Below are 17,211 nucleotides of genomic sequence, written 5' to 3' on the forward strand. Positions count from 1 at the left end.
CCCGCTCAGCTTGCGCAACCCACCTCGCAGGCCTGGGACAAAGGGACTGTCCCTTTGTCCCACTAACCTAGTCCAGAGGTTGCAGGAAGAAGTTCAACACAGGCGTACCCACGAGCCACATGGCCACGCGCATGGCGATGGCGCAGATAACGCCCGCGATGCAGGCCACGGCACCCAGCGCGGTTGCCGACTCGGCCTTCTTCACGGCTACCACGCCGGCCACCAGGGCCACCGCGGCGCACACGAACGTGACGGCGATCCAAGCCACAGCACCCGGCTGCGCGCCGCCCAGCCACGCGCTGGCGTAGATGAAAAACGCGGCGAAGCTCACGATGGCAACCACCGAGCAAGCGGCAGCAAGCACACCGGCGAAGCTCACGGACGCGGCCTCGTCTTTCGCCATGCCCTTCAGCAACAGGTTCAACCCTGCACCTGCCGCAGCGGCCGTTGCCCAGTACGACAGCGGCAGCGCGATGGTCATCCACGCCTGACGGGCCTCCATCATGTAGGAGTAACCGCACATGAACGGGAAGATGATGGCGATGACCATGGTGACGACGCCCACGATCTTCGTGCCCGACTCGCCCGACTTGCGCACGAGCATAATCAGGTAGATGGCGGCCAGCACCACCAGCACGCCGATGAGGGCGGCCTCCACGAAGATGCCGGACGTGGGATGGTTAAGCGCCTCGAAGATGCGGTCGACGTGCTTGAGGTGCGTCACCGACGCGATGCCGCCGACGGCCAGAAGCACGATGGCCACGATCGTCTCGACCTTCGTGGGAAGCGCGCTTTTCTTGGCCAGCGCGCCGGCCATGGACGTGGCGAACAGCCAGGCGCCCGCACCGCTGATCACGGTGAACAGAACCAGGGACCATTGAGCTTCCATTAGTCGACGCTCCCTTCCGTCGTCATGTACTTCGACGTGGTCTGGTGCACGTCTTCGCCCGCCCACTTGCCGAACTTCGGCGAGAGGATGTACGCCGAAAGCGGGGCGTTGCCCACATCGGGCAGGTGGTGGATGGACTCAGCCGGGTATTTCGCCAGCTCACGGGACACATCGGAATCCGGGTCGTCCAAATCGCCGTAGAAACGCGCCGTGCCGCAGCAGTTCTTCACGCACGCAGGCTTCTCGCCGGCGCTGGTCAGGTGGCTGCACATGGTGCACTTCTCCACGACTTCCTGCTCCTTGTTCCACGAACGCACGCCGTAGGGGCAGGCCATCATGCAGTAACGGCAGCCGATGCACTTCGACTTGTCGACGAGCACCTTGCCCGTCTCCTCGTCGCGATAGCTGGCGCCGGTGGGGCACACGTGCACGCACGGGGCGTTCTCGCACTGCTGGCAATGCACCGGCAGCCAGTACGTGTGCACATCGGGGAACGTGCCCGCGGGCTCGATCTGCAGCACCTTGTTCCAGCGCTCGCCCATCGCCACGTCGTTTTCCATCTTGCACGCCACCTCGCAGCTGTAGCAGCCGATGCAGCGGTCAAGGTTCACTACCAAGCAATTACGCGCCATAGACGGCATTACCCCCTCCAGTGTTCTCGGATTCCTGCGGCAGCCACGCGTTGAACTGCTCGGGCTCGGTCCAGATGCCCTCCGGCGCGCCGTCGGCCTTCGTGATGTTGATCTGCACGCCGCGCAGCACGTACGTGCCGTACACGTCGTTGAACGGGCAGTCGTCGCTGTTCTGCGTCAGCAGGTTGATGTTCATGGCCTGCCATGCGCGGTTCGGATCGTCCGAATCAAGCAGCTCGGGGAACCAGAAGCGCTCCTGGTAGATGACCTTCGGCGCCACGGACTTCGTGATGCGCGCCTTGCCCTGGGTGCGGCCGCGCTTGGACTCCAGCCACAGCCAGTCGCCGTCTTCCACGCCGATCTCCTTGGCCGTGACGGGGTTGATCCACGTCTCGGGGTACGGATACATCTCGCGGGTGTAAGGCGTGTTGCGCAGCGTGCCGTGATGGAACACCGGCAGACGTCCCTGCGTCAGCGTGTAGGGGTACTTCGGGTCGTAGCCCGGGTCGCCTTCCACGGGGCTCTCGTAGGGCTCCAGGTAGTACGGCAGCGGGTTGTAGTTGTTCGACTTCGGGAACACGTCGGTGGCGGGCTCCATGGTGCCGGTACCGTCGATGGCGCCGGTGTTGCCCAGCAGGATGTTGCCGTCGAAGTACGGCTCGCAGCGCTTCGACGTGGTGTGGAAGCCAGCGGGCTTGCTGGGATCGTCGTCGCTGGGGAACAGATGCGAGTTGTAGGACTTCGCCGCGTATTCTTCGATGGTCTGGTACTCGGACGGCGCCTGCGCGTCGAACTTCTCCCAGTTCCAGTCCTCGCGGTTGTAGTAGAAGCTGCCCACGAAGTAGCCGACGTAGTCTTTGTACTCGTCGTAGGTCTTCCAGTACGTGCCGTAGAACTTGCCCGCGATGTCGGGGTTAAACGAGTCGATGCAGCGCTGATGGCCGCGCTTGGCAAGCGCTGCGGCCAGCCATGACCAGTGCATGCACTCGTCGACGGCTTCGTAGAGCTGCGTGCAAGGACGGCGAATGGCGTACGTGTTCAGACGGTCCTGAGCGTAGGCCGTCTCAAGCCACTCGGCCGTGGGCAGCACGTAGTCGGCCAAGCACACGCTGGTGGTGGTCCAATGCATGTACATGTGGACGTTCAGCTCGGTGGTCATCATGGCGTCGTAGAGGCGCTTGGCGTTGCCAATCATGACCAGCTTGTTGCCCGAACGCTCGATCCAGATGCGCGGACGATACGGCTCGCCCGTCTCGATGGCCTTGAGCACCGTGGGGATGTGGCTTGCCAGCCAGTGGCCCAGGCCCTTGTGCTCGGTGTAGCCCAGACGCGCGTTGGCCTCGGACTCGGGCATGCGCAGCGGGTGGTCGGGATGATGCAGGCCGAACGGCTGCACGACGTAGTTGCACGGCTCGACGTAGCACGGGCGGTCCTGCACGATGGAACCGGGCTGACGGATGCAGCCCATGAGGATGTCCATGATGGCGTCGCCCTGCGCAGCCTGTGCGGAGTTGATGGCCTGGTCGGTTGCCACGCCCAGGGAAATGCCGGCATTCGGGCAGCCCTGCACGTACAGCTTGATGGCTTCTTCGATTTTGTCGGCGTCAAGCCAGCACACCTCGGCGGCCTTCTCGAGCGTCCACTCGGCCACGTGCTCCTTCATAATCTGGAACGCCGTACGAGCCTGCTCGCCGTTGGGCAGCGTGTAGGTGCCGAACATCTCGGGGTCGATGGAGCCGTCTGAGGGGAACGGGTACGGCATGGCCACGGCCGCGTTCGTCTTCTTGTCCCACACGACGTACTCGTCGTCGGCGCCAAGGCCCAGCTCGCTTGCGCGATAAGTCAAGCGCGTGTCCTCGTGCACCAGGAAGGGCAGGTTCGTCCACTCGCGGCAGAAATCCTTCGCCCACAGGTCGTGCTCGATGATGTAGTTGATCCAGCACAGCATAAGCGCCACGTCGGTGCCGGGGCGGATGGGCAGCCACACATCGGCGCGCGAGGCGTCAGGCGTCAGGCGCGGGTCGATGACGACGGTCTTCATGCCGTTGTTGCGCAGCTCGGTGACAACGCGGCCCGTTGAACCGATGCCGTGATACGAAGGGCCGACGCCCCACATGACGTACGTCTTCGTAGGCGTGCACTTGTCGTCGGGCAGGTAACCGGGCAGGTACACCTCGGTGACCGGGCCGTCGGCCAAACTGGTGTCGGCCGTGCCGTTCAGGCAGAACTCCATGTGGTTGCGCGGCAGGTAACACTGCGCGCAGCCGGGCTCGAAGAAGTTGCCGCCGCCCCACACGGACAGGAAACGCGCCGGGCTGAAGAACTGCGGGTTTCCGCCGCCGCCCGTGGACGTGACCAGGCACTTCGGGCCTTCCTTCTGGTACCACTCCCACATAACGGCCGAAATCTCGTCCATGGCCTGGCCCCAGGAGATGCGCTCCCATTCGTTGGAACCGCGCTCGCCCTTGCGCTTCATGGGGTACTTGATGCGGTTGGGGTTGTACAGCGCCTGGATGCCGGCAAGGCCCTTCGCGCACGCGGCGCCTTTGTTCATGGGGTCTTGCGGGTCGCCTTCCAGCTTCACGACCTTGCCGTCGCGCACGTGCGCAACGACGCCGCAGTTGTTCAGGCAGGCGCGGCAGATCGTGCGGATCTTCTGCTCCTGGCCTGTGGTAGCGGCGGCTGCCGGCTCAACCTGCATGAGGTTGCTCGCCGTAGCGCCTGCCATGGCGGCGGCAGCGCCCGCGAACGCGGACAGCTTCACAAAGCTGCGGCGGCTGATGTTCGTCTGTGCCAAAACGCTCCCATCCTTTCTTCGTTTACTCGCTTACTCGTCCTTGCTTTAAGCGGCCCATTTGCCGCGGAAAGCCCTGATAGGGGTTGTGCTGGGCTCTTTTGCCCTTGCGCTTGCTGCGCGGTGAATGAATCCGGAAGCCGTTGCACGGAGCGCCGCGCGCGTGCCTTATGAGGGGGGGGTGTGCACGCTTCGGCAAGCTCGGTGCCAGAGGAGGAGGGATGCACCGAGCACTTAGCAAGAGGAAGGGATCGCCGCTTTCGCGCTGCGCGCCGTGCGACGGCTTCCGGATAAGGTGTGCGGCTGACTGGAGATTGGCAGCCGCAAGTGAATTGACCTACGCGATGGCGCGGCGGCCTGCGTCGGTGGCGCGCCAAGCGCCGTCCCATTCGATGCCGCCGGCCGTTTCAAGCGCGTCCATGAAGAACTGCGGGTACACGCGCTTGCCTTCCGGCGACATGACGTTGCCCTGCGCCTCCACGGCCTCTTCGACCGCCTGACGGGTTGCACCGGCGTCGGCTGCGCACACGTTCAACACGCGGGCGAACACCTCGCGGTAATGAGGGCGGGCTGCCAGCAGCTGGCGCATGGTGAAATCGGGATCGATGGAGGCGGCCAGGTCGCGACCTGCCTCGGTCAGGGAAATGCTGTCGGCCACATCGGCCTCAAGCGGAATGGATTCGTCGCGCTGGATGTCCTCAAGCGTGCCGTCGTAGGGCTGGCCGTCAACGGTCAGCTGCTCCACAAGCGCGCCGTTGCGCACCAGGATTTCGATGACGGTTGCGGGAGCCTGGGAATAGGATTCACTCCACGCCTCGCCCGCCTGGGACTCCACCGTAGCGCGGTCAAGCGTCTCGGTTTCAGCGAACAGCGCCAGCACGCAGGCGACGGGCTTTTTGAGCATCGGATTGTGCTCTACCAAATCGATTGCCATGATTGATCCCCTTCTCTCGTCTTGTCGAAGGGCGTTTGCGCTTCAGTGCAAGCGCTGCGACCGTTTGGCCCTGCGCCCCGTTGACGCTGCGAACTCTACGCGCCCGCCGGGGTGAGCGCCTGACCGAAAAAGGACGAAAACTTGGATGAATTGTGAAGGGGTGAGTCACACAAAAGTGATTAGAGCACATGTTTACGCAGGTAAATGTTATTTTCTATTGAGATGAATTAGCGGAAATTTCTGCACTTTTAAGAAGTATTCAAGTGGAGTTGGGCTTGTCAGGCAACAAAAAAGCCGCCCCGGCCAATCTGGCCAGGACGGCTTTGCAAGCGATATGCGGTTGCGTTGCGCGGGACTAGTACAGCTTCGCGCCGGCGGGGATACGGTTGGAGACCATGAGTAGGTTCAGGCGCTCCTCGCCCTCTTCCTCGTGCACGGCCGACAGCAGCATGCCGCAGGACGCCACGCCCATCATCTTGCGCGGCGGCAAGTTCGTGATGGCGATGAGCGTGCGACCGATCAGCTCCTCGGGCTCGTAGTACGCGTGGATACCCGACAGGATGGTGCGATCTTCGCCCGTGCCGTCGTCAAGCGTGAACTGCAGCAGCTTCTTGCTCTTCGGCACCGCGATGCAGTCCTTCACCTTCACGGCGCGGAAGTCGGACTTGCTGAACGTGTCGAAGTCCACCTCGTCCTCAAACAGCGGCTCGATGACCACCTTCGAGAAATCGATGGCCTCGGGCGCTTCCTCGGCCGGTTCGGCCGCCGGCTTCGCCGCGGGCTTCGAGCCGCCCGCCGGCGCCTCGTCGCGCATGTGCGGGAACAGCAGCACGTCGCGGATGGTGGGGCTGTCGGTAAGCAGCATGGTCAAACGGTCGATGCCGATGCCCACGCCACCTGCCGGCGGCATGCCGTACTCCAGCGCGCGGATGTAGTCGGCATCGTAGCCCATGGCCTCGTCGTCGCCCATGTCCTTGGCCTCCACTTGCGCGCGGAAGCGCTCGGCCTGATCAACCGGGTCGTTCAGCTCATTGAACGCGTTGGCGTACTCGTGGCCGCAGATGAACAGCTCGAAGCGCTCGGTGAGCTCGGGATTGTTCGGCATCTTCTTGGCCAGCGGGCTAATCTCAAGCGGATGCTCGGTCACGAACGTGGGCTGCACCAGCTTCTCCTCGGCCACGGCCTCGAAGATCTCGGAGATGAGCTTGCCCTTGCCCCAGGCGTCCTCGGCGTGGCCGCCGTTTTTCTCCAGAATGGCAACCAGCTCTTCGCGCGTGCGGTCGAACGACACCTCTTCGCCGGCGTAGCGGCTGGCCAGACCGCACATGGTCTCGCGCGGCCAATCGCCGGACAGGTCGATGTCAACGCCCTGGTAGCTGACCTGCAGCGTGCCGCACGCGGACTGCGCGGCAGCCTGGATGAAGCCCTGCGTGAGGTCCATCATGCCGTTGAGGTCGGAAAACGCCTGGTAGGCCTCCATGGTGGTGAACTCGGGGTTGTGGTACGGGTCCATGCCCTCGTTGCGGAACTGACGGCCGATCTCGAACACCTTCTCGAACCCGCCGACCAGCAGGCGCTTCAGCGGTAGCTCGGTGGCAATGCGCAGGAAGTAGTCGCGATCAAGCGCGTTGAAATGCGTGACGAACGGCTTGGCGTTCGCGCCGCCCAAGATGGGGTGCAAAAACGGCGTTTCCACCTCGTAGAAGCCCTGGTCCTCCATGTAGCGGCGGATGGCGGCCACAATCTTGAAGCGCTTCTCGAACACTTGCTTGACCTCGGGGTTCATAACCAGGTCGACATAGCGCTGACGATAGCGCGTTTCCTTGTCAGCCAGGCCGTGGAACTTCTCGGGCAAAGGACGGATGGACTTGCTCAAAAGCTCGAAAGCGGTAACGGCAACGGACAGCTGACCACGCTTCGTGCGCATCATGGTGCCCTCTACGCCGATCCAGTCGCCCACATCAAGGTCTTTCAGGCGCGCGAACGCGTCTTCGCCCAGCTCGTTGATGCGGCAGAACAGCTGCATATCGCCCGTGGCGTCGCGCAGGCCCAAAAACGCGATCTTGCCTTGCACGCGCTTGGACATGATGCGGCCGGCAACCTTGACGGCGTCCTCGGTGGAAGCGCCATCTTCAAGATGGGCGTACAGCTGCTCAAGCTCAGCCAGGTGATGGCTGTAGTCAAACGCATGGCCGTACGGGTTCTCGCCCGCATCAAGCAGCGCCTGACGCTTGGCCTTGCGCACCTCAATGGGGTCGTCTTCAATAACTTCAGGAGAATTGCTCATACAGAAAGCCCTTCTAAACAAACCAGGGACATGTAAAAGACCCTTCCTCAACAGGAGATTCAGGAACAATCTACCCGGGGATATGGAAGAGTCAGCGAGGGCGGCTGTGGTGCGTCGTATTCGCGTGAAGCAAGCGGGCATTGGCCTTTGGGCCATGCCCGCGCAGCTGAATGCGAAGATGGCGTGCCACAGGTGCCCGCAGCATCAAGTAAATTCGCCGGCCGGCAGACCGGCGAAACAGAATTAATGCTCGATAGAGAGAATCTTCATCTTGATGACGCGACCGGTCGGGCCGGTGGTCTCGATCTCGTCGCCCTTCTTGTGCGCAAGCAGGGCCGCGCCGACCGGGGACTCGTTGGAGATCTTGCCGGCGTGGCTGTCAGCCTCGGCAGCGCCCACGATGGTGAACACGCGCTCGCGACCGCCCATGTCAACCGTGACGGTAGAGCCGATGTGCACGGAGTTCGAGCGCTTCGGGGTTGCCACAACGGTGGCCTCGCCCAGGATGCGGGTGATCTCGGCGATGCGAGCCTCCATCATGCCCTGCTCGTTTTTCGCGTCGTCGTACTCGGAGTTCTCGGAAATGTCGCCGAATTCGCGGGCAACCTTGATGCGCTCGCCCACCTCGGCGCGCTTCTCGGTTTCCAGGTAATGCAGCTCTTCTTCAAGCTGCTGCTTGCCTTCGGGCGTCAGAATGTAGTTGTCAGCCATGTTTTCCACCTATCTATACGAAAAAGCGGTATGCGCCGAGCCGCAGCCCTTATGCGCATACCGCATTACAACCTGCAAAGCTGCGAGCTATTCGCTCTTCTTGCGAGCAGCAGTGGTCTTCTTCGGAGCCGGCTTCTCGGCTTCCTCGTCGTCTTCCTCAAGCTCTTCGACTTCTTCGTCGTCCTTCTTGTTGTCGGCCATGCCCTCACGCAGGTTCTTGACGGTCTTGCCCAGAGCGCTGCCGAGCTTTGGCAGGTTCTTCGGGCCGAAGATAAGCAGGATCACCACGAGGATGATCAGAAGCTCCGGTACACCCATACCCAGAAATTTCATGTGTCCTCCAAGTACTCGCCCAGGCCCTATGAACAGGCCAGATAAATCAACGCCGGACACTTTAACACACGGGCGTGTTAAATGATGCGCCTTCGATGAAAAGCACATCTGAAGCCGAACGCCGCCCTTTTCCCAGGCCCATCGACCGCCTGACATGAAAAAGGCTCGGTGCGAACACCGAGCCTGACCATGTAAATGGTCGGGATGACAGGATTTGAACCTGCGGCCTCTGCGTCCCGAACGCAGCGCTCTACCAAGCTGAGCCACATCCCGATGCCGCTTTCGCAGCGACGGATATGTTACCACAACGGATTCGAAAACGGGAGAACTTTTTTGAGAAATATTTCTCCCACGCTTCCCTAGCGGCGAATTCCCGACAAAATGCCTGGTCGTGCTTGTGGTTTCGGCAAATATACGAAACGCGGCTCGAAATCGAACAGTTCGGCCGTGGATACCACGGGGCTTACCGTGATGCACTTCTTCATGCACGCGTCGACGCACAGGCCGCACTGCACGCATTCGGCGCACGAAAACTCAAGGAAGCTGCCGCCGTCGGGCGTGCCGTCGGCGTTCGGACTGGGCTTGATGTCGCTTTTCTTCAGCGCCCCGGTGGGACAGAACACCGCGCACATGCCGCACGTGTTGCACTTCGAGATGTCGATGCTGACGTTGCCGAACAGGCGCGTCTTAATGTCGGGTTGCACGGGCTGCCCCAGGCGATCGAGCGCGTCGAGCACCTGCGTGCGGCGGCGTTCCTCGAACTGCGGCAGCGTGCCGGAATCCCCCGCGCCAAGCTGCTCGCGCAACGTTTGCTGCTTCTTGCCCATGCCAAGGTTCTTGCGAATGACCATGTCAGCCGTTTTACCGGCGGCGTTGGCCGTCCACGACGCCCCGGACGTGAAGAACCCGCGGCGCGATTCGCCCAGTAGGCTGTTGGGGTTGGCAAGGGCCATGCCTTCGGGGAACTCCGACGCGCGGCGCACCACGGCCGGTGCACCCTGCATCTCAAGCAGGCTGTTCGCCGAGGCCACCGTTTCGTCCACGCCGGCGCTGGTTGCGCGGTACTTGCACGTTTTGCACACGCCGTCCACCAGCACCACGTCGTCAGCGCCCGCCGCCGCAAGCTCCACCAGCACCGACTCGTCCACACGCGCCATGCACGGCACCTCAGCGTATTTGTGCGGGTCGGCCAGCCCCTTCGACGCGATGCGAGCGCACGCGATGACGGCGCGCGTGCCGCCAAGCTGCTCAAGCGAGCTTGCGGCGGCCTGGGCAAATTGCTCGTCCATGGGGCTGATGGACACGAGCGCCTCAGTGGGACACACCGTGGTGCACGCGCCGCAACCCACGCAGCGCTTGTAGTCCACGGCCATGACGTTGTTGTGGATGGATATGGCGTCTGCCAGGCAGGCGTCCATGCACTTGCGGCACGACGCATTGCGGTTGCGCACCACCACGCAACGACGCGGCATCGCTAGCACGGGCTTGTCTTCAAGCTCTTCGGCCACTTCGATGATATCGGCGATGTTCGGCATATGCTCCCCCCGAAGCTTTCGTTTCCTGATGCCTGCGCGGCCTAGCGCCCCGATGCGGCGCCGGGCCGCCTTTTAGCCTTCGGTCTGATCCTGCACTACGCGCTCAAGCGCCGCAAGCTCGGCCGGCGTGTTCGCGTTGATGAAGCAGCCGCCCATGGGCTCGGCGGCCAGCACCTTTTCCTGCGGGAACTCGCACACGTTGACCTGGTCGAAGAAGATCTGCGCGCGCTTGTCGCCCCGGTCGAGCGCCGCGCGCACCGCCGGCAGGCACTCCATGCGGCGGTACACCGCGTGGAACGGCTCGAACCCGTGCTTGTTCACGGGCACCACCACGTCCGCGCGCGACTTCGTCATCTCAAGCGCCTCGGCCACTACCAAAGCCGGGCTGGCGAACACCATGTCGCAGGCCACCACGGCCACATAGGGGTTGCGCGCCGCGCGCAGCGCCGTGTACAGCCCCGGCAGCGCGCCGCGTTCCTCCACGGCGTCGCACACCAGCTGAATGTGCAGGTTCGGGTACTGCGTGTGCAGAAACGCCAGGTTTTCCGGCTCGTTCGTGGTGATGATAAGCTCGTCGGCCACCGGCGAGAGGCGCTCGACCATGCGGCAGATTAACGGACGGCCGCAAAACGGCACCGTGGCCTTGCTGCGTCCCATGCGCCGACTTTCGCCGCCGGCTTGGATGACCAGCGACACGCGCGGGCGCGCGAACGCCTGCTCCACGAAATCGGCCAGCGCCGACACGTCGTCGATGTCGAAGGCGGGGATGCCGTACACGTCCGCCGCCTGAGCGCCCTGCGGGATATCCGTGACCACGGCAACCGTGGAGGCCGTGGGCATCTTGTTGGAGATGTCGGTGCGGTTCGGGTATTGGCGGGCGAACTCGGCTTCCTCGGACGCCGTGAGCTTCGGCGCCTCAGCAGGCTCAGGCGCGTCCGCGTCGTCCACGTGAGGAATGGCGTTGCGACCGAACTGAGTGAAATCGGTGCCCAGCGCCCAGCCCTTGCGCGCGCCTTCGGCGAACACCTCGGCCGTGCGCGCGTCGGCGGCGTTGCCCGCGCGCATGATCTCGATGGTGGGCAGGCCGCTTTTGCGGTACCCCTCGACGATGACCACATCGTGCCCGGGCATGCTGGCCACGATATCGGCGCATTCAAGCTCGCCCTCGGTGGTTTTGATGCGCGCCATCTGCCCCGGGGCCGCGATGACGGTTTCGCTAGCGCCGGCGTGGCGGTGGCGCCACGAGTCTTTACCCGGGATGTCGATGTCGAAGCCGACGTGGCTGTGATGCTTCACGCTGCCCACATCGAACCCGCGCCCCACCAGCTCGGCGATGAGTTTTTCGATAAGGGTTGTTTTTCCTGAATTATGACGCCCGACGATGGACACGGCGGGGCTGGGAAAATCAATCATTCGTTCCGTCCTTTCGTGTGCGAAAGTATAGCACGCACCGCCCACCGGCAAGAAAAGGCCGGCGACAGATTATCTTGTTCACGTGCCCATTTTCGTACAGCGCTTCGGCCCTCACGAACGCTTTTCCCAACTCATCGCCTTTGACCGAAAGAAAATATTGATATTTCGTGAAGCAAATGCTAGAATGAAAGTCGCTTTTTTCGGAAGCTACGGCTTCGTTAAAAGAAGGGATTCCGTTTTTTGGAGGGGGCGGAATCCCTTTCTTTTTGCCTTTCTGCATGCAAAGCGCCCGCAAACCAAACGTTTGCGGGCGCTTTCGTTTTGCGCGTTTTGCTTCCCTACAGCTGGCGGCGCGCTTCAAGCGCGCGACCAAGGGTTACCTCGTCGGCGAACTCCAAGTCGCCGCCGACAGGCAAGCCGCTTGCCAGGCGCGTCACCTTGATGCCAAGCGGCTTGATAAGGCGCGCCAGGTACGCAGCGGTGGTTTCGCCCTCCACGTTCGGGTTCGTGGCCAACACCACCTCTTCGATGTCCTCGGTCGCAAGGCGCGCCATCAGCTCGGCGATGTGCAGGTTGTCCGGGCCGATGCCGTCCATAGGCGACAGCGCGCCGCCAAGCACGTGGTACAGGCCCTGGTATACGGCCGTGCGCTCGATGGGCGGGATGTCGCGCGGTTCGCTGACCACGCACAGAAGCTGTCGATTGCGGCTGGTGGAGCGGCAAATCTCGCACTCGTCCTCTTCGGCGTAGTTGAAGCAACGGCTGCAGAAATGCACCGTGTCCTTCACTTCCACGATGGCCTCGGCCAAGCGCAGCGCCGTGGCGCGGTCGGTGTTCAAGATCCAATACGCCATGCGCTGCGCCGATTTCGGGCCCACGCCGGGAAGACGCTCCAGCTCGTCGAGCAGCTTTTGGATGGCAGGTGCCGATTGCACGGTGCGCTTCCTACATCAAGCCAGGGATGTTCATACCGCCCGTTGCGGCGTTGATGCGCTGGCTGGACAGGTCGGCCACGCCGCGCAGCGCCTCGTTGACGGCTGCGGCGATCATGTCCTGCAGCATCTCTACGTCCTCGGGGTCAACGGCCTCGGGGTCGATGGTAAGGCTGACCAGGGTGTTGTCGCCCTTGGCAACCGCTTTGACCATGCCGCCGCCAGCAGAAGCCTCGAACGTCATGTCCTGGATCTCCTCTTGAGCGCGCGCAAGCTCCATCTGCATCTTCTGCGCCTGCTTCATCATGGCGTTCATGTTGCCCATGCCGCCGCCGGGGAATCCGCCTTTACGTCCCATGTTCTATCCTATCTCGTATGCGATTACGTTATTGCAAACCATAGCATTGTACCGGGCGCCAGTACCCGTGTGGCCGTTAATCCTTGACTTCTTCGAACGTCACATCGCCACCGAAGCCCGCTTGCAAGATGGCTTGCAGCTCGTCGGGCGTTTGCGCGGCGCCGGGCAACACCGGCTGCGATGCCGGCTGAGCCGCGGAAGCCGCCTGCGAGCGGGGCTCCGGGGCGGGCGCCTGAGGAGCCGCCGGGCGCGATGCCGATTGCGCAGGCGCTTGCGGGCGCACAGACGCGGCGACAGGAGGTGCCGGGCGCTGCGTTGTTGCCCCTGCTTGCGGGCGCGATGCCGGGCGCGGAGCGGCCGCGCGCGGCACGGGGCCGGCCGGCGCGTTCAGAAGCTCGTCTTCGGGCATAGGCGCGTCGAAGTCGCCGTAGGGTACCTGGTCGTCCTTCCACGGCGGCGTGGTGACCGCCGGCGCCTGCGGACGCGAGGCCGCAGGAGCAGACGCTTGCGGGCGAGGTGCCACTGCACGCGCGACAGGCGCAGCGGCGGCAGGAGCCGGCGCCGAACCTGCCTGCTGGTAGGCGAACGGGACGTTCTGGCCGCCGCACGCCTGCGACAAGGCCGCGGCCACGGCTTCCTGCACGTCGGGCTTCTGCACGGCCTTGAACGCGAATGCATTCTCCTTCGGGAATTCGATGGACAGCATGTTCGACTGGGCGTTCCACACGGCCTTCGTTCCCAAGAACAGCACGCCGTATGCCGCCTTGCTGCGTTTGAGGCTGGCCAGGGTAGCCTGCCACATGCGCTGCAGTGCCGCGGGGTTTTCCATGGTTGCCGCCAGCTGCGGGTTGCCGCCAGCTGCGGGCTGGGCGGCGGCCGCGGGAGTCGCAGCGGGAGCAGGCTGCGCGGCTGGCACGGAAGCTGCAGGCTGAGCGGGCTGTGGCGCAGGATCTGCTGCGGGCTGCGGGAACGCGGGTGCTGCGGGCTGGGCGGTTTGCCATGGAGCCGCCGGGCGACCTGCCGGGACTGCTTGCTGTGGTGCCGGCTGGGGCGCAGCGGCAGCAGGTGCGCGGCGAGCTTCGGGCTGCGGCGCGGTGGCAACAGGCGCGGCAGCCACTGGCGCAGCCGGCGCCGCCGCAGACCCCATGGCCACGGCGCTCTTGCCCGCCTCAAGCGCCTCGATGCGCTCGGCAAGCGCCTCAAGCGTCAGGTCGCCGTCGGGGCGCACCATGCGCGTGCAGCCGATCTCGAACGACAGGCGCGGGTTCGTGGACGTTTTCAGCTCGGCCATCACATCGCCAAGCACCTGCAGCATGCGCGCCAAGCGGTCAGGGCCGAACAAGGGCAGCTCATCGGCAAGCTGACGACGCTCGGAAGCGCTTACGTCAAGGGCCACATCGGTGTCCGTCAAGCTCATCACGTACAGGTTGCGCACGTGCTGCGCAAGTTCGCGCGCGAATTGCGCCAGGTCAGAACCAGATTCCACGAATTCCGCAATCCAGCGGAAGCACGCGGCGGCATCGCGCGCGCCGATGGCCCGCACGATATTGGCCATGTCGTTGGAGTCCACGCCGCCAAGCATGCGCTCCGCCACGGCAAGCGTGACCTTGCCTTCGCCGAACGCGATCATCTGCTCAAGCGACGTCAGCGCATTGCGCATGCCTCCGCCGGCGTGGTGCGCGATCAGGTCAAGCGCATCGCCTTCGAATTCCACACCTTCGGCCACGCATACCGCGCCCAAGCGCGACACGATGGACTCGTTGGAGATGCGGCGGAAGTCGAAGCGCTGGCAGCGCGAATGGATGGTTTCGGGCACCTTCTGCGGGTCGGTGGTTGCCAGGATGAACACGACGTGGTCGGGCGGCTCCTCAAGCGTTTTCAGCAGCGCGTTGAACGCCGCGATGGACAGCATGTGAACCTCGTCGATGATGTAGACCTTGTAGCGGCCGCGCGTGGGCGCGAACTGCACGCGGTTGATGATCTCTTCGCGCACGTTCTCTACGCCCGTGCGGCTTGCGGCGTCAAGTTCGTACACGTCGGGGTGTACGCCCTCGGCGATCATCTGGCAGTCTTCGCACGTGCCGTCCGGATCGGGCGTGGGGCCCTTCTGGCACAAAAGCGCCTTAGCAAGCAGGCGCGCCGTGGTGGTCTTGCCCGTGCCGCGCGGCCCGCAGAACAGGTACGCATGGCTGACTTTGTCCTGCTCGATGGCGTTTTTGATGGTGCGCTCGATCTGCTCCTGCCCCACCACGTCCTCGAAGATCTGCGGACGGTATTTGCGGTACAGCGCTTCTGCCATATGCGGTGCTCCTCATCGTGGTGCGTGTTGTGTGCGAAAAGCCCGCGGGCGCGGGCATCAAGGGTTTGCTTCATTATAGGGGCACGCGCGGCACTTGCCGACCGAGCGGCTTTCCGAATACGAAAAACGCCCGAACCGAAGTCCGGGCGTTGCGAGCGCGTTGTGCGAGCGCGTGCGCGCGTCGGGTTGCGCCTACGCTTTGGCCTTGCGGCTTGACAGCGCCGCCTTCACCGCGCCGATGACGGCAGGGGCCACCGACACCGCCACGATGCCCAGCACGATGATCTCGAAGTGGTCTTGCACGAACGGCACGCCGCCGAAGAAGTAGCCCACCAGCACGAACAAGCTGACCCACGAGATGCCACCGATGGCGTTGAACAGCGTGAACTTCGCGAAGTTCATGTGGCCGGTGCCGGCGATGAACGGGGCGAACGTGCGGAAAAACGGCATGAAGCGCGTGATGACGATGGTGAGCCCGCCATACTTCTCGAAGAAGCTATCGAGCTTGGCCATGCGCTCGGGCGTGAGCGCCTTCACCTTGCCGGAGTCGATGATGCGCGCGCCGAAGAAGCGAGCAATCCAGTAGTTCGACGTGTTGCCCAGGATGGCCGCCGCGTAGAACACCAGCAGCGTGGCCCACAGGTGCAGCCCGCCGCCGTCGGCCGAGAACACGCCCGCCGCGAACAGTAGCGAGTCGCCCGGCAGAAACGGGAAGAATACCAGGCCCGTTTCCACGAACACGATCAAGAACAGCGGTGTGTACACCCACACCGCGCCCAACGTGATGATCCATCCGGCGATGGCGCCGCGCGGGTCGCTTAACAGGTTGAGGAAGAAATCGATGATACCCATATATGCCTTTCCAACGCCGTTTCACCCCGGTTTGCACGCATTCGGGGTGCAGCCCCTGTGTTTTGGGCGCAAAAAGAGCATCCTATATGGGACAGGGCGCTCGTCAGAGGCCCCTTATGGCTGCTTCCTCCCGGACCTGACCAGGTTCGGAACTTGGCGCCGCCCCGACCCATATAAGATGCTCGTTGTGACGGGTTAGAGTATACGTCATAATTTGACCTGCGCGTTACACGCTATTGCCAACTACCAAATGCACACAGCGCCTTTACGGGCGCTTTACGAAGCCTTACGAAAGCGCTTTCTCCTTCGCGGCGTCCTGCATGTTCGCCAGCACGCCGTTGAGGCCCTCGAACACGCACGTGCTGGCCGCCTGCGCGATGTCGTCAAGCGGGATGCTTGATTCGGACATAAGCCAGCGGCGGTACACCGCCACGATGCCGGCGCAGAAAAACGACACCGTGAACTGCAGATACGGGTCGTCGCGCTTCAGGCCAAGCGCGTTGTCGGCCAGCACCACCTCAACCAGACTTGCCTCAAGCCTGTCGAGCATGTCGGGCAGCGACGCGTGCTGCACCACCAGGCGGCTGCGCGACATATCGGGGGCAAGCGCAATGCTGATGCTGTGGAACAGCTCGGCCACGTTGATGCTCTGCCCGCCGCTGCGCAGCGCGTCGCGACAGCTTTCCATGATGGTTTGCGCCTCGTCGTAGATGATCTCGTCGGCAAGATCGCTGACCGAGCCGTAGTGCAGGTAGAACGTTTTGCGGTCGATATCGGCCTCGCGCGCGATGGATGCGATGGTGATCTTGTGGTAGTCCTGCTCTTCCATAAGCTTGAAGAACGCCTCGCGAATGGCCTTGCGCGTGCGCACGACGCGCCTGTCGGTGGACCGGCGCATATCCTTTTCGGCACCATCGGTTTTCACGCTTTCGCCCATGGCCATTCCCTTCTACGCGGCGCGCGCCGCAAACGCAACGAAAAAGCGCCCGGCCGCCGCCGAGCGCTTCATATTATTGCACAGATTCCGCAAAAACCGTTTCCTTTTCCCCACCTGTAGCAAAACCGACGCCTGAGGGAAAGAATGGTGACGCAAACCCGCAGGTCGCACCAAAGTCAGCGAGGACCGCTGTGGTGCCCGGAATTCGCGGGAGCGAACAAGCCAGTGGCTTGTTCACAAACCATCTATGCGCCCGAGCGGGCGCGCCCAGCTGAGCTGGGAGCCGCGTACTTCGGTACGCAAGT

The 17,211-nt window shown here is 63.4% G+C and carries 14 protein-coding genes, 1 tRNA gene and 1 other RNA gene; all 16 read right to left on the reverse strand.

Annotated features, from left to right (window positions below):
* Nucleotides 1-67 precede the first annotated feature (67 nt).
* A complete protein-coding gene (locus ACWI6D_RS07530; protein WP_449134234.1) occupies nt 68-889 on the reverse strand; it encodes a dimethyl sulfoxide reductase anchor subunit family protein in 822 nt (273 codons plus the stop codon).
* Nucleotides 889-1,521: a 4Fe-4S dicluster domain-containing protein gene (locus ACWI6D_RS07535; RefSeq protein ID WP_337368673.1), complete on the reverse strand. Its 633-nt coding sequence runs from the start codon at nt 1,519-1,521 to the stop codon at nt 889-891. Before ACWI6D_RS07535 ends, ACWI6D_RS07530 begins: the two co-directional genes overlap by 1 nt.
* Complete coding sequence (locus ACWI6D_RS07540) at nt 1,511-4,318, reverse strand: molybdopterin-containing oxidoreductase family protein (protein ID WP_449134235.1); 2,808 nt, start codon at nt 4,316-4,318, stop codon at nt 1,511-1,513. Before ACWI6D_RS07540 ends, ACWI6D_RS07535 begins: the two co-directional genes overlap by 11 nt.
* A 334-nt stretch (nt 4,319-4,652) precedes the next feature.
* A complete protein-coding gene (locus tag ACWI6D_RS07545) occupies nt 4,653-5,249 on the reverse strand; it encodes a hypothetical protein (protein WP_337368671.1) in 597 nt (198 codons plus the stop codon).
* Between the two features lie 355 nt (nt 5,250-5,604).
* Entirely contained in the window at nt 5,605-7,536 is a 1,932-nt protein-coding gene (gene lysS / locus ACWI6D_RS07550; RefSeq protein ID WP_449134236.1) for a lysine--tRNA ligase, read from the reverse strand.
* Between the two features lie 243 nt (nt 7,537-7,779).
* Nucleotides 7,780-8,247 carry a transcription elongation factor GreA gene (gene greA / locus ACWI6D_RS07555; protein WP_129424164.1) on the reverse strand — a complete coding sequence of 156 codons (468 nt, stop codon included), beginning with the start codon at nt 8,245-8,247 and terminating at the stop codon, nt 7,780-7,782.
* An 87-nt stretch (nt 8,248-8,334) separates the two neighbouring features.
* A complete protein-coding gene (gene tatA / locus ACWI6D_RS07560) occupies nt 8,335-8,580 on the reverse strand; it encodes a twin-arginine translocase TatA/TatE family subunit (protein WP_161566616.1) in 246 nt (81 codons plus the stop codon).
* A gap of 196 nt (nt 8,581-8,776) precedes the next feature.
* Nucleotides 8,777-8,853: transfer RNA gene (locus ACWI6D_RS07565), tRNA-Pro, on the reverse strand.
* An 86-nt stretch (nt 8,854-8,939) separates the two neighbouring features.
* Nucleotides 8,940-10,115 carry a 4Fe-4S binding protein gene (locus ACWI6D_RS07570; protein ID WP_449134237.1) on the reverse strand — a complete coding sequence of 392 codons (1,176 nt, stop codon included), beginning with the start codon at nt 10,113-10,115 and terminating at the stop codon, nt 8,940-8,942.
* 72 nt (nt 10,116-10,187) lie between these two features.
* Entirely contained in the window at nt 10,188-11,528 is a 1,341-nt protein-coding gene (gene mobB / locus ACWI6D_RS07575) for a molybdopterin-guanine dinucleotide biosynthesis protein B (protein ID WP_449134238.1), read from the reverse strand.
* Nucleotides 11,529-11,866: 338 nt separating this feature from the next.
* The gene (gene recR, locus ACWI6D_RS07580) at nt 11,867-12,463 is read right to left on the reverse strand and encodes a recombination mediator RecR (protein WP_129424156.1); all 597 of its coding nucleotides are present in this window, start codon (nt 12,461-12,463) and stop codon (nt 11,867-11,869) included.
* Between the two features lie 10 nt (nt 12,464-12,473).
* Nucleotides 12,474-12,818, reverse strand: coding sequence for a YbaB/EbfC family nucleoid-associated protein (locus tag ACWI6D_RS07585; RefSeq protein WP_129424154.1), 345 nt, complete (start codon nt 12,816-12,818; stop codon nt 12,474-12,476).
* Between the two features lie 76 nt (nt 12,819-12,894).
* A complete protein-coding gene (dnaX, locus tag ACWI6D_RS07590; RefSeq protein ID WP_449134239.1) occupies nt 12,895-15,117 on the reverse strand; it encodes a DNA polymerase III subunit gamma/tau in 2,223 nt (740 codons plus the stop codon).
* 192 nt (nt 15,118-15,309) lie between these two features.
* Nucleotides 15,310-15,969, reverse strand: a complete 660-nt coding sequence (locus ACWI6D_RS07595) for a VTT domain-containing protein (RefSeq protein ID WP_449134240.1) — start codon at nt 15,967-15,969, stop codon at nt 15,310-15,312.
* Between the two features lie 80 nt (nt 15,970-16,049).
* Nucleotides 16,050-16,145, reverse strand: an RNA gene (gene ffs, locus ACWI6D_RS07600) — signal recognition particle sRNA small type.
* 110 nt (nt 16,146-16,255) lie between these two features.
* Nucleotides 16,256-16,906, reverse strand: a complete 651-nt coding sequence (locus ACWI6D_RS07605; RefSeq protein ID WP_449134241.1) for a TetR/AcrR family transcriptional regulator — start codon at nt 16,904-16,906, stop codon at nt 16,256-16,258.
* Between the last annotated feature and the right edge of the window lie 305 nt (nt 16,907-17,211).

It is taken from the genome of Senegalimassilia sp. (genome assembly GCF_977052095.1).

Coding starts and splice junctions, on each gene's coding strand:
- lysS (WP_449134236.1), bottom strand. CDS start 7,536: ATGAGCAATTCTCCTGAAGTTATTGAAGACGACCCCATTGAGGTGCGC.
- greA (WP_129424164.1), bottom strand. CDS start 8,247: ATGGCTGACAACTACATTCTGACGCCCGAAGGCAAGCAGCAGCTTGAA.
- ACWI6D_RS07585 (WP_129424154.1), bottom strand. CDS start 12,818: ATGGGACGTAAAGGCGGATTCCCCGGCGGCGGCATGGGCAACATGAAC.
- ACWI6D_RS07535 (WP_337368673.1), bottom strand. CDS start 1,521: ATGGCGCGTAATTGCTTGGTAGTGAACCTTGACCGCTGCATCGGCTGC.
- ACWI6D_RS07605 (WP_449134241.1), bottom strand. CDS start 16,906: ATGGGCGAAAGCGTGAAAACCGATGGTGCCGAAAAGGATATGCGCCGG.
- ACWI6D_RS07530 (WP_449134234.1), bottom strand. CDS start 889: ATGGAAGCTCAATGGTCCCTGGTTCTGTTCACCGTGATCAGCGGTGCG.
- mobB (WP_449134238.1), bottom strand. CDS start 11,528: ATGATTGATTTTCCCAGCCCCGCCGTGTCCATCGTCGGGCGTCATAAT.
- tatA (WP_161566616.1), bottom strand. CDS start 8,580: ATGAAATTTCTGGGTATGGGTGTACCGGAGCTTCTGATCATCCTCGTG.
- dnaX (WP_449134239.1), bottom strand. CDS start 15,117: ATGGCAGAAGCGCTGTACCGCAAATACCGTCCGCAGATCTTCGAGGAC.
- ACWI6D_RS07545 (WP_337368671.1), bottom strand. CDS start 5,249: ATGGCAATCGATTTGGTAGAGCACAATCCGATGCTCAAAAAGCCCGTC.
- ACWI6D_RS07570 (WP_449134237.1), bottom strand. CDS start 10,115: ATGCCGAACATCGCCGATATCATCGAAGTGGCCGAAGAGCTTGAAGAC.
- ACWI6D_RS07595 (WP_449134240.1), bottom strand. CDS start 15,969: ATGGGTATCATCGATTTCTTCCTCAACCTGTTAAGCGACCCGCGCGGC.